The sequence below is a fragment of the Bacillus sp. 1021 genome, assembly GCF_014534735.1.
Lineage (GTDB): Bacteria > Bacillota > Bacilli > Bacillales > Bacillaceae > Bacillus > Bacillus siamensis.
Map to the genome: position 1 here is coordinate 19,946 of NZ_JACVSR010000008.1, position 12,653 is coordinate 32,598.

Sequence of the window (12,653 nt, forward strand, 5' to 3'; positions counted from 1 at the left end):
GACGCTTTCTCCCTTGTTCCCCTTTCCTTTCTTATTTCCTCCGACATTTCTCAAAAAGTTGTCTAAATATGAAAAAATCGGCTTCTGCAACAGAAGCCGATTTGCTTGATGACCCGTACGGGATTCGAACCCGTGTTACCGCCGTGAAAGGGCGGTGTCTTAACCGCTTGACCAACGGGCCAAAAATATATGGTAGCGGCGGAGGGGATCGAACCCCCGACCTCACGGGTATGAACCGTACGCTCTAGCCAGCTGAGCTACACCGCCATATAAGTGCTTATAAGCACAAGTTATATAATACAAAGGTTTCTTCATTCCGTCAACAGAAACTTTGAAGTTTTAATTTTCTGACTACATGGATGTTTACAAAAAAAAGCACCCGCGGGATAGACGGATGCTCCAATGTATTTATAGAAAGCAGCAAGTTATCCTCTTCTTGCTCCGCGCCCTCCACGTTTTGATTCCGTGTTTCGTTTTAAAGATGATAAGCGGTCTTCGCTATCTTTAAGAAACTTGTTCATTTTCTGTTCAAAAGATTCTTTCGGACGGAAATCATTTCTAGGTCTGGCTTGCGGACGGTCTTTAGCTTTTTTAATTGATAAACCAATTTTCCCGTCTTTTTCAACGTTGATGACTTTCACTTCAACTTGATCGCCGACTTTTAAATGCTCGTTAATGTCTTTCACATAATTATCGGCTACCTCACTGATATGAACGAGACCGGTTGAGCCTCCAGGCAATTCAACAAATGCTCCGAAATTTGTAATACCTGTTATTTTCCCTTGCAACTTGCTGCCAACTTCAATCGACATAAAAAAAGTGCTCCTCCTTAGGCTTATAAAAAGATCGTTTGTTTAATTATACCTAAATAAAATTTTAAGTGTCAACAAGGCTACTTGCTCTTCTTTTCTACATTAAAGAGAATCTCACCATTTCCTGACATAAACAAGTCTCTTCTGGCAAGCTCTGTGACGTAATCCTCATCCTTTAATTTGGAAATTTCATCTTTTAAATCAGCCTGTTTCGCGTCCAATTCTTTCACTTGTTTTTCCAGCTGAGCTTTCTTTTCTTCGTTTGCGCTAAGGGAAGAGGTCTGTGACCACAGAGAACCCGCTAAGACAATAGCCGTCAACAACACAAGGGCGCCGAATACGATCAACCGTCTGAAAAGCCCTTTCCGCCTTCTTTTCATAAGCTGGGATTGCCGCTCAACCTGCTCTTTATAGTCGTTTTGAATTTCAGTTATTGTACGTTCTCTAGATAGATTCAAACCAGACGGTCCTCCTTTCATCTTTTCAAAATACGTATCATGGTCGATCTGATTGTTATGATTAGTTTCTTGCTCTTTTGTAAAAATCCTGCACTTTTTTGAAAATATCGTTTGAAAGTAAGACGCCACTTTTCAGGAAGAAGTTTCAATAAATGTTTCAACAGGAAGAACAGCGGATGCAGCAAAAACGTTACGATCTTAAAAAGACACTTCACAAAAAAGGCGCTCACCCGATAGGAGTATAAAGAAATAAACGTGATCAGCCCGATGAGCAGCTTAAAAAGCAGAACCACCGGACGGAACAGCACATGCTGAATGAGCTTTTTTGCGAATTGATAAAGAGATACCGCAAGATGGATGGCGAATTTCAGTATTTTTATATACATTCGTTTAAACAGGCTTTGGTACGTCGCAATTCCCAGTAAGACAGCCAAGAAAATGTATATCCTGAGTTCACCTTCATTCACGTTGAGCAGCACATAGAAAAACAGCAGACCTTGTACAATCCAAAAAAGAAGGTCATGAATGAATAACAGCCATCTGGCCGTTTTGGCGCGGCTGACAAACAGCCTGTATGTATCAAGCGACGCTCCGAGCCAGGCGCCCATACCGGTCATTGCCAGCATCGTATAAAATTGGGTCGTCAGCGTCATTTAAACAACTTGCTAAAAAACCCTTTAGCTTTATCCCCTTGCTGCTCGTCTAAATATACAAGGTCAAACACCCTGCCCTTTATAGATACAATCCCTTTTTCCACATCAAGGTTTTTCATCTGCAGGTTCTCGCCTCTGACGGAAAGCATTCCCATAACCGTTTCCAGCAAAAACTCTTCGTTGTCAAAACTTTCTACATGCTTGACGCCCGAAATGTCTAAATGCTTTCTCCCTTTCATCGTCACATCATGCTGTTCCGGAACAGAAGAAGAACCTTTTTGCTCATAATATGAATTCATCTATTCAGCCCCCATATCCTCGATACTTTTAGCATTATTACTGCATTGTATGAGGCGGGAGCTTTGTTTAGAACAAGCCTATTCGCCGAGTTTTTCTTCTTTGACGATTGTATACATGCCCGCGGCTTCTTCTTTTTTTGTTGTTTCTTTCAATTCGTTTACCTTTACCGTGACAAGCTTTTGGCCGAAGCGAACCGTCAGTTCATCGCCGGCTTTTACGTCTGAGCTGGCTTTCGCCTGATTCCCGTTAACGGTGATTCTCCCCTGGTCGGCGACCTCTTTCGCCAAAGTGCGGCGCTTAATTAATCTGGATACTTTTAAAAACTTATCAAGTCTCATATTTAGAATCTCCTCTCCATTTCTTTTGCTTCATCCCACAATTTGTCCATTTCCTCAAGTGACATTGCGGTCAATTCAAGTCCCTTTGCCGCCGCTTCTTTCTCAATATAAGCAAAGCGTCTGCGGAATTTGTCATTTGTCATGGCGAGCGCTTCCTCAGGCTCAATTTTATAGTATCGGCCGATATTGACCAATGCAAATAAAACATCGCCGAATTCAGCTTTTAAGCTGATTTCATTTGCTGATTCGGCGGAAGCCTCTGCAGAAAATTCCTTCAGCTCTTCATTTACTTTATTCCATATATCCTGAACGTCATCCCAGTCAAAGCCGGTTTTTGCGGCTTTTTTCTGAAGTTTGGCCGCTTTTGCAAGAGAAGGCAGTGTTTTCGGTACGTCATCCAGCAATGAAGAGGATGTTGTTTGCTTTTCCGCCTTTTTGATTTCTTCCCAGTTGGCGACGACATCATGTTCATCCTGAACCTTAACATCCTTAAACACGTGCGGGTGCCGTCTGACCATCTTGGCGCTGATGTCTCTGATGACATCATCAATTGAGAAATACCCTTCGTCTTCTCCGATCTGGGCATGAAGCATAACCTGAAGCATGACATCCCCGAGCTCTTCTATCATGTGATCCGTGTCCTCTTCGTCAATGGCCTCGAGCAATTCGTAGCATTCCTCAATCATATATTTCTTTAATGACTGGTGTGTCTGCTTTTGATCCCACGGACAGCCATTCGGCCCGCGAAGCTCACGAATAATTCTTCGGAATGCGGAAAATTCCTGGTAAAGGAGTTCTTCTTTTTTAATCGGCGGAACATATACACTTGTTAAGTTATTTATCTCTACATTGCGGTCAAGTTCAAACAAAGGCACTTTGGTGATCTTTTCTCCCTTGCTTCCGGCTGCCGTTACGATGACCACTTCATAATCGTCAGGCAATTTCTCCATAAGCGTCAGCTTCACCTCAGAGGCCGTCATTTGGTCATAAACCTGGCAAATGATCAGGTGATGGCGGAGCTCAAGCTCATCCGGCGTCATTGTTTGCGCATCTGTAAATTGAAGCCCTTCAATCGGATCAATCCGCAATGCATTAAAGGTGGCATCCAGAAAGCTTTGTCCTCCGGCGGTATGAACCGTCACCTGCTGTTCTTCCCGGCGTTCAAATAACAGCTGAACGGTTTTCTCAGCGACAAACGGATGACCGGGTACAGCGTAGACGACATCCTCTTGCTTCGCTTTTTCAAACAGAATGTCCGTGATCTCTTCATAGACCGCTCCAAACTGATCGTGCTTTTCATAAACATCATCAAAATACCGGATATCCGCTGCAGCCTCTTGCTCTAATTCCGGAATCAAAGGGTGGTCTTTCGTTCTTATATATAGATGCTTCGCCTGAGTCAGCAGCTTATGTACGCCCACTGTCAACTGATCCATGTCACCGGCGCCGAGGCCGACGACCGTAATGTTACCTGCCATGTTTTTCTCTCCTCTTTTTCAATTTGCTTAAAGCATTGCCGAAAGGAAGGCTGCTCAGCTCTTCGTCCGTAAATATCTTCATTCTCATCATACAATAAATAAACAAAAGCCCCCCGAGGACTGACGCAGACAGACTCTCACATACTGCTCCGGTTCTGCTGACGGGAACGAATAACTGCCAAAGCTTCGTATACACGAGCAGAAAAGAAGCCATCAGCAGAGTGCACCAGCACAAACGGGCAATCATGCCGCCGATATTCGTCAGCCAGCCCTTCGACCAAATTCTCTGCAGATTCAGGCACGCAACTGCGGCAAATGCCAAGACGGTCGCCAGCGCCGCTCCTGTAATACCCCAGTCCGGGACCAGCCAAACATTCAGCACCCATTTCAGCACCCCTCCCGCCAAGACGGACACGGCGGGGAAGACGGTATGTCCCGCGCCTTGCAGGATCGCGGCTGCCGTAAGCGCAATCGAAGCAAAAAAGATAGATAAGCTGAATATTTGTAAGGTCTGCGTCCCCTCACTGTTTTGGAAAAGCATGATGTTCACCGGTTCTAAAATGCAAAAAAGTCCGGCCGATGCGCCGATTCCTACCGCAAGGCAGAGCTTAACGGCAGAGGTCGCTTTCTCTTTTATAATAAACGGCTTGTTCCCATGCACCGCTTTTGAAATGGAGGGGACAAGAGATGCGGCGATACTGACGGCAAACACGGTTCCCAGCTGAAGAAGCGGCTGTCCGCGGTCATATATGCCTTTCAGCTGTTTCGCAGCATGGCTCTTTGTCCCGTCTGACAGCAGTGAATATAAGTTTAAGGCGTCTACGAGCTGAATCAAAAGCATGAGTACACTGCTGATACAGATGGTGACTGAATAAAGCAGCAGCTTTTTTACAATGATACCTGTTTCGATATGTCCGATGTCTGTCTTCTTGTCTTCCCGCTTGTACCAGAATAAGGCCAATACGCAAAGAGCCGCCAAGCTTCCGGCAATTGATCCCGAGGCTGCCCCCGCACCTGCCGCATATAATGAACGGCCGCTTTTCAAAAGCCAGAAAGATAAACCGAGAAGCACCGCCACACGGAGAAGCTGTTCGGTGATCTGGGATAAGGCGGACGGCATCATATCATGCACGCCCTGGAAATACCCCCGAAAAACCGCCGTAAACGGAAACAGTATAAAAGCGAACGCCGCTACCCGTATCAGCAGTTCAAGGCGGGCGTCACCCATAAAACCGGCTAACGGCGCCGCGCCGGCATACATGAGCACAAACAGTATAAGTCCGGCCGCCGTGACATAAAGGGCGGAAATTTTCATTATTTTTTGTTTATGATTGCTATAATCGTTCATTAATTTTGAGATGATCACCGGAAATCCGGATGTTGAAAGCATGACCGCGATGCCTAAAAACGGATACACCTGCTGATAAATGTAAAATCCGACGTCACCGACAATATTCTGAAAAGGAACTCTGTACACGGCGCTTAATATCTTTGTCACGATGCCCGCAACAACAAGCACAAAAGCACCTTTCCATGCCGATTGCCGTTTGACGCCAACTGAATCGTTCATCCAAAAGCTCCTTCCAGCCGCTAGAAAATTACGTCTATAAAACGAGCTTATTATATCACAATCCTAACGGCCGAACCGATAGTGAGCACATATGAAAAAGAACAGCACTTGTTTAAGAGCTGTTCTTTCCCCGTTTCTTATTTCAATAATGGTAATAAGACCTACTGTTCCATTTGTCTCGCCAAAAAGCTGGCTGCCGTTTCTACCGCTTTGTGTTCTACCTCTCCAAGTGCCTGTTCTTTAGAAAAAATGACCACGGCACCGATAGGATCGCCATTCGCCACGATAGGAGCGATTGTATAGGAGCTCATGTCTTCATCAATGTCATTAACAAGCTGTGCGGATTTTACGTCATTTTCCAGCACCGAGCTGCGCTGGTCCATCGTTTTTTCGAGCAAATCGCTGATGGATTTGTTCAAAAATTCTTTTTTGGAGCTGCCCGAAACGGCAATATACACGTCACGGTCGCAAATCAAAACGGAATGGCCGAGACTGTCATACAATGCATCCGCATATTCTTTCGCAAAATCGCCAAGCTCACTGATAGGAGAATATTTTTTCAATATAACTTCTCCGTCGCGGTCAACGAATATTTCAAGCGGGTCTCCTTCCCTGATTCGCAGTGTTCTCCGAATTTCCTTAGGGATGACGACCCGTCCTAGATCATCAATACGACGTACAATACCTGTAGCTTTCATCTCTCTGGTGCCTCTCTTTCATGTGATGATATTTAAGGGAAAGTACTAAAGCTCTTTACTTTATGTAGCTTCCGCCACTCGCTTGAAATTAGTATCCGTCACATCAAATGTAATATACACCAGAGAGTAACAATTTTTATGAGGACGCGATTGTTTCTTTCTTCACATCTTGAAGGCCTTTCAGCATGCCGAGTACGGTCTCCAGCCACTCTTCGGTTTTGCGGCCTTTCGTCTGCACTGAGATTTTCAGTTTTTTCCCTTCCATTCCCAGTCCGATCTGCCGGCCGTATTTATTGCCGAGTTCAAACAATTTCTGACCGTCAATCTGGGCGCTGGCCTCTTCCGAAATAGTGAATCTGACCGCGTCCTTTTCCTGCTTGATGAGTTCGACGCGTTCATATTTGCCGTACACTTTCATCTCAGCAACTGTAAACAGCCATTCAACCTCTTTAGGATAGCTGCCGAACCTGTCGATGATTTCATCTTGAAGCTCATTTTTCTCCTCAATTGTAGCGATTGATCTAAAACGTTTATACATGTCGATTTTTTGCTTGCCGTCTTGTATATAGTTTTCAGGAATATATGCATCAAGCTCGATATCGATTTCTGTCTCAAACTGTTCGCTTTTCGGCGTATCGCCTTTACGCTCTTCAATGGCTTCTTTGAGCATTTGCGAATACAGGTCAAAACCGACCGAGTCGATGAAACCGTGCTGCTGGGCGCCGAGAAGGTTCCCCGCTCCCCTGATCGTCAAGTCACGCATGGCAATTTTAAACCCTGATCCCAGCTCGGTAAATTCTTTAATCGCCTGCAGCCGTTTTTCCGCCACCTCAGTTAGCACTTTGTCTCTGCGGTACGTAAAATACGCGTACGCGACACGATTGGAGCGGCCGACCCGTCCTCTCAGCTGATACAGCTGAGACAGTCCCATTTTGTCTCCGTCAAACACGATCAAGGTATTGACGTTCGGTATATCTACGCCTGTCTCAATAATGGTCGTACTGACGAGGACATCTGATTCCCCTTCCAGAAAATTAAGCATGACGCTTTCCAATTCATTTTCGGTCATTTTCCCGTGGGCGTATGCCACTTTCGCATCGGGAACAAGCATAGAAATTTCGTCAGCCTTCCGCTCGATATCATCCACGCGGTTGTACAAGAAATATACCTGTCCTCCGCGCGCCAGTTCTCTTTCGATGGCTTCTCGTACAAGCGCGCCGTTGTATTCCACGACATATGTCTGGACAGGGAAACGGTTTTCCGGCGGCGTTTCAATAACAGATAAGTCCCGCACACCGAGCATGGACATATGAAGCGTACGCGGAATCGGCGTCGCCGTCAGAGTCAGCACATCGACATTGGCTTTGATCTGTTTGATTTTTTCCTTATGCGTAACACCGAAGCGCTGCTCTTCGTCGATGATGAGCAAGCCGAGATCTTTATAGACGACATCTTTAGATAAGAGCCTGTGGGTTCCGATCACGATATCTACTGTTCCGTTTTTCAGACCTTTGAGCGTTTCATTAGATTCTTTTCTCGTTCTGAATCGGCTGAGAAGACCAATGTTAATCGGATAGTCTTGGAAGCGCTCCGTAATGGTTTCATAATGCTGCTGTGCGAGTATGGTCGTCGGCACAAGGAGCGCGACCTGTTTTCCGTCGGCGATCGCTTTAAAGGCCGCACGGATGGCTACCTCCGTCTTCCCGTAACCGACATCACCGCAAAGCAAACGGTCCATCGGGCGTTCTCTTTCCATATCCTTTTTAATTTCTTGAATGGATCGGAGCTGATCATCTGTTTCCTGATAAGGGAAAGCAGACTCGAACTGACGCTGCATTTCATGATCCGGCGAGAACGCATAGCCTTTGCTTGCTTCGCGTTCCGCATAAAGCTTAATCAGATCATCGGCAATATCCTGAACGGAGTTTTCAACTTTTTTCTTCACCCGTTTCCATTCACTGCCGCCCAGTTTATAAAGCTTCGGTTCTTTTCCTTCAGAGCCGACGTACTTTTGCACCTGGTCGATTTGTTCTACCGGGACGTACAGCTTATCACTGCCCTGGTAATGAATGTTGAGGTAATCTTTATGAATGCCCTTGATTTCAAGTGTCTCGATCCCCAAATACTTACCGATCCCGTGGTTGACGTGGACGACATAGTCACCGACTTGAAGCTCAGAATAGCTTTTGATCCGTTCGGCATTTGTCAGCTTCTGCTTTCTCGGCTTCTTCTTGATTCGGTTTTTGAACAGCTCTTCCTCCGTAATGACGGCCAGCTTCATCAGCGGCAGTTCAAAACCGGATTGCAGCTCGCCTTCCATGACATAGACCTGTCCTTGTACAAGCGCTTTGGAGCTGTCCGTTTTGGCGGCTTCAATTTCGTAATCAGCCAGCACGGACGCCAATCTGTCGGTTCTGTCCTTATTTGCGCCTAAAAAGACGACGGTGAAGTTTGATTTCTTAAAGCGCTCCATTTCACTGGCGAGCACATTCATCTGCCCATGAAAACTCTGCATCTGCCGGCTTGTCACATTCACGATATTTTGAGGGCTTGTATGCTGAACATGACGCAAAAATAATGAAAAGTAAATGGCAGGACGCCGCTTCTCGGCCATAATCTCCTGAAAGCTGAAGGATAAATTGATGTCATGCAGAATTTTTCCTTCTTCCAGCAGACTTGTCATGAATTCGGCTTCTTCTTTTTGGAGCTGATCCTCCATTTCATGAATCCGGCTGACTTCGTCTAACAATAACAGGGTGTCTGACGGTGTATAATCTAGCAAACTAGCAGGCTTTTCGTAAAAGTACGAGAGATACTTCACAAGTTCCTGATCAGTCTGTCCCGTTGATAACCGTTCTTTATCATGTGAGATATTGATATGAAGCATTTCCTTTTGTTTGTCCTGCTTCAGCTTCTTCAGACTGTCGGCAAGCCCTTTATCGAGCCTTTCCATCGCGCGGGCTTTTTCTTCCGCCCGGATGATCAGTTCCTTCGCCGGTCCGATGGCCACCGTTTTTAGCGTCTCAATTGATCTCTGGTCATCAGAGTTGAAGCTTCTGATGGAGTCGACCTCCGTATCAAACAGCTCAATCCGCACCGGATGTTCTGACGTCAGCGGATAAATGTCGATTATTCCGCCGCGAATACTGAATTCACCGGGTGCAGAAACCATATCGGAACGCTCATACCCCACCTCTACAAGGCGTGCAGACAGCTGATCCTGTTCTATATCGTCTCCGAGTGATATGGCGATTTGGCAGCTTTTCCACAGTTCTTTCGGCGGAAGCATTCTTCTCAGTGCTGCAACGGGTGCCACTACGACCGGCGCTTCTCCGTTTGTTAATCTATTAATGACATCAAGCCGCTGAGCGCGCAGTTCAGGACTCGCCACCGCAATTTCTGAAGAAATCAATTCATTTACGGGGTATAAAAAAACAGATTGATCCCCGAGAAGCGCCGTCAGATCTTCCGTCACTTTTTGGGCCTGATATAAATTATGAGTGATAAAGAAAATCGGCTTTTTCGTTTCCTGTGCAAGGGCGGAGGTAAAAACAGAACGCGCAGAACCTGACAGACCCGCAAGCAGCTGTTCCTTCAGCCCCTCATGTAAACCGTTAACAATGGATTTAAAATCATCGCTTTCTTTAATAAAGGTTTGAATATTGTCCATATGGGCCCCTCCTCTCTATTTTCTGCAAGAACAGAAAAACGCTTTGGTCTAGAATCTACACCAAAGCTCATTATTGAATAAATGTGTTGTGTTCATGGTAGTGCGGATTGCGTTCCAGCGCCTCTTGGCAGTCTTCACAAATTGTAAGAACATGGACATCTCCATTGTCTTTATATGAAATCATATCGTTTCTTTCCTCATTTGTTAAGTGCTGAAATCCAAGTGACTGTGTCGGCACCGACGAATACTCCAGGCTCCCTACCTTAAAACCGCAGTGGCGGCAGAAATAATGCAAAGCCATACATTGGACCTCCTGATGTGAAAAAATCATTTTTCCCTAGTATGGTCTCCCATTATTTATCTTATACATTTGCATTAAATTCGTTCATCACTTCTAAAAATGGTTTCGTTAAGGAAGCTTCGCAGGCTTTTACGGTTTTTGAGACGGCATCATTGATATGCGGCGCTTCATCTTTCGTAAAAGCGCCCAGCACATAATCAACGACTTTCATCCCGTTGACGGGACGGCCGATTCCGATTCTGACCCGGTCAAATTCAGGGGTTCCGAGGTGCTGAATAAGCGATTTAATTCCGTTGTGTCCGCCTGCGCTCCCCTTCGTCCGGAGCCTGATTTTCCCCGTCGGAAGATCCAGGTCATCGTATATGACTTTCAAATCTTCATGATCGGCATCATAATAATCCAATAGCGGCCGCAAACATTCCCCTGATAAATTCATATATGTAAGCGGTTTAACAAGTAGAACTTTTTTTCCGGAAACAAAACCGATTCCGTAAAGTCCGTTGAATTTCGTTTTATTCAATTCAATATTCCATTCTTTAGAAAGCTCGTCAATGGCCATAAAGCCGACATTATGTCTCGTGTTCTCGTAGGTTTTTCCCGGGTTACCCAGACCGGCAATCACAAGCATCGTAAATCCTCCCTCAACATCGCTGTAATTCTTCTCATTCTAGCACAAAAGACGTAACCTCGGGCGGGTTACGTCTTAAAGCGCTTATTGATTTTCTCCTTCGGGCTCTTCCTCAGGAGACGGTTCTGCATCTTCTTCGAATGCTTCCTGCTTAGGAGGAAGGATGGAAGCCACGACTTCTTCCGGATCGTTTGTAAATGTATAATTACCGTCAGCAGTCAGATCTGCGATGGTCAGCACATCATTCATTTCAAGCCCGGAAATATCAACATTGATTGTCTGAGGGATGTCCTTCGGCTTAGCCTTGATCGAAAGCTCATGCAGCGGCTGCTGGATGACGCCTCCGTCTTTGACTCCTTTCGCCTCTCCCGTCAGCTGAATCGGCACTTCCGCCTCCAGCTCCTCACTCATATTCACGACTTGAAAATCGGCGTGCGTCAATTCGTTTTTGAGCGGGTCTGTCTGAAGATCAGTCACCATAACCGATTGCTGATTTCCGTTGACATCAATTGTGATAATCGTGTTTTTTCCTTCGTCCCGCAATGTTTTAAGCAATTCGACACTGTCTAAAGAGACAGCCGTGTTCGTTATTTCTTTCCCGTATATAATCCCTGGAACATGTCCTGAATGACGGATTTTCCGAAGCGTCGAACGTTTAAAATCTGTTCTTTCATTTGCTTTTAAAGTTGCCATATTCAGCACCATCCTAATTATCGTTTTATCGTCCTATTAGAACAATACCCACAATAACTGGGATTTAAACCTTAAAGTTTCGGTTTAGCTGAATAAATAGCTGACAGATTGTTTCTCGTGAACACGGATAATCGCTTCAGCCAGAAGCGGTCCGACAGAAAGCTGCTTAAAGCGTTCGATTTTTTTCTCTTCAGGAAGCTTAATGCTGTTCGTTACGACAAGCTCCTTGATTTTAGAGTTGTTGATCCGCTCAACCGCAGGGCCTGACAATACAGGATGCGTACAGCATGCATACACTTCCGCGGCTCCGTTTTCAACCAGTGCGTTTGCGGCAAGTGTGATTGTGCCGGCGGTATCAATAATATCATCGATCAGAATCGCGGTTTTTCCTTCCACGTTACCGACTATGTTCATCACTTCCACCTCATTCGGTCTAGGACGGCGTTTGTCGATAATCGCGATCGGCGCTTTCAGACGGTCCGCAAGTTTGCGGGCGCGCGTCACACCGCCGTGGTCAGGAGAAACAATAACGATATCTTTCAAGTCTTTACCTTCAAAGTAATGGCCTAAAATCGGAACACCCATTAAGTGGTCAATCGGAATATCAAAGAAACCTTGAATTTGCGGCGCGTGTAAATCAAGCGCGATCACGCGTGTCGCACCCGCTGTTTCAAGCAGGTTTGCAAAAAGTTTTGCCGTGATCGGTTCACGTGATCTTGCTTTTCTGTCCTGGCGCGCATAACCGTAGTACGGAATCACAATGTTGATTGTTTTCGCGGAAGCGCGCTTTAAAGCGTCCACCATGATCAGCAATTCCATGATGTGCTCGTTGACCGGCGCACTTGTAGACTGAATGATATAGCAATCACAGCCGCGAATACTTTCTTCTATGTTGATCTGGACCTCTCCGTCACTGAATCTTGTAACAGAGCACTTTCCTAATTGAACTCCTACATTATCCGCGATTTCTTTTGCAAGTTCTGGATTTGAATTCAAAGAAAAAATCTTTAAATTCTTATCTCCGTATTCGTTAGACATGGTAAACCTCCGATTT

General features: G+C 45.6%; 13 protein-coding genes and 2 tRNA genes. All 15 read right to left on the minus strand.

Annotated features, from left to right (window positions below; all coding sequences use genetic code 11):
• Positions 1-109: 109 nt before the first annotated feature.
• The 15 genes from ICW23_RS18320 to ICW23_RS18390 all read right to left on the minus strand — a co-directional run bounded on the left by ICW23_RS18320 (position 110) and on the right by ICW23_RS18390 (position 12,637).
• Positions 110-181, minus strand: a tRNA-Glu gene (locus tag ICW23_RS18320).
• 9 nt (positions 182-190) lie between these two features.
• Positions 191-267 (minus strand) — tRNA-Met (locus tag ICW23_RS18325).
• Between the two features lie 158 nt (positions 268-425).
• On the minus strand, positions 426-812 hold the full coding sequence (locus ICW23_RS18330; protein WP_004264630.1) for a S1 domain-containing RNA-binding protein: 387 nt from the start codon (positions 810-812) through the stop codon (positions 426-428).
• Between the two features lie 80 nt (positions 813-892).
• Positions 893-1,270 (minus strand): cell division protein DivIC, encoded by a 378-nt coding sequence (gene divIC / locus ICW23_RS18335; protein WP_016936533.1) that lies wholly within the window; start codon positions 1,268-1,270, stop codon positions 893-895.
• A gap of 17 nt (positions 1,271-1,287) precedes the next feature.
• A complete protein-coding gene (gene yabQ / locus ICW23_RS18340) occupies positions 1,288-1,923 on the minus strand; it encodes a spore cortex biosynthesis protein YabQ (RefSeq protein WP_188154903.1) in 636 nt (211 codons plus the stop codon).
• Positions 1,920-2,222, minus strand: a complete 303-nt coding sequence (gene yabP / locus ICW23_RS18345; protein ID WP_004264638.1) for a sporulation protein YabP — start codon at positions 2,220-2,222, stop codon at positions 1,920-1,922. The genes yabQ and yabP overlap by 4 nt, the downstream gene beginning before the upstream one ends.
• A gap of 78 nt (positions 2,223-2,300) precedes the next feature.
• Positions 2,301-2,561, minus strand: coding sequence for an RNA-binding S4 domain-containing protein (locus ICW23_RS18350; protein ID WP_007409934.1), 261 nt, complete (start codon positions 2,559-2,561; stop codon positions 2,301-2,303).
• A 2-nt stretch (positions 2,562-2,563) separates the two neighbouring features.
• A complete protein-coding gene (gene yabN, locus ICW23_RS18355) occupies positions 2,564-4,039 on the minus strand; it encodes a bifunctional methyltransferase/pyrophosphohydrolase YabN (protein ID WP_188154904.1) in 1,476 nt (491 codons plus the stop codon).
• Entirely contained in the window at positions 4,029-5,609 is a 1,581-nt protein-coding gene (locus ICW23_RS18360; RefSeq protein ID WP_188154905.1) for a putative polysaccharide biosynthesis protein, read from the minus strand. Before ICW23_RS18360 ends, yabN begins: the two co-directional genes overlap by 11 nt.
• A gap of 161 nt (positions 5,610-5,770) precedes the next feature.
• Entirely contained in the window at positions 5,771-6,307 is a 537-nt protein-coding gene (spoVT, locus tag ICW23_RS18365; protein WP_016936529.1) for a stage V sporulation protein T, read from the minus strand.
• Positions 6,308-6,443: 136 nt separating this feature from the next.
• A complete protein-coding gene (gene mfd, locus ICW23_RS18370; RefSeq protein ID WP_188154906.1) occupies positions 6,444-9,977 on the minus strand; it encodes a transcription-repair coupling factor in 3,534 nt (1,177 codons plus the stop codon).
• Between the two features lie 70 nt (positions 9,978-10,047).
• On the minus strand, positions 10,048-10,278 hold the full coding sequence (gene fin / locus ICW23_RS18375; protein WP_016936527.1) for an anti-sigma-F factor Fin: 231 nt from the start codon (positions 10,276-10,278) through the stop codon (positions 10,048-10,050).
• A gap of 61 nt (positions 10,279-10,339) precedes the next feature.
• Positions 10,340-10,906, minus strand: coding sequence for an aminoacyl-tRNA hydrolase (pth, locus tag ICW23_RS18380; RefSeq protein WP_016936526.1), 567 nt, complete (start codon positions 10,904-10,906; stop codon positions 10,340-10,342).
• A gap of 84 nt (positions 10,907-10,990) precedes the next feature.
• Positions 10,991-11,599, minus strand: a complete 609-nt coding sequence (locus tag ICW23_RS18385; protein WP_045926507.1) for a 50S ribosomal protein L25/general stress protein Ctc — start codon at positions 11,597-11,599, stop codon at positions 10,991-10,993.
• Positions 11,600-11,683: 84 nt separating this feature from the next.
• Positions 11,684-12,637, minus strand: a complete 954-nt coding sequence (locus ICW23_RS18390; RefSeq protein ID WP_013350761.1) for a ribose-phosphate diphosphokinase — start codon at positions 12,635-12,637, stop codon at positions 11,684-11,686.
• Between the last annotated feature and the right edge of the window lie 16 nt (positions 12,638-12,653).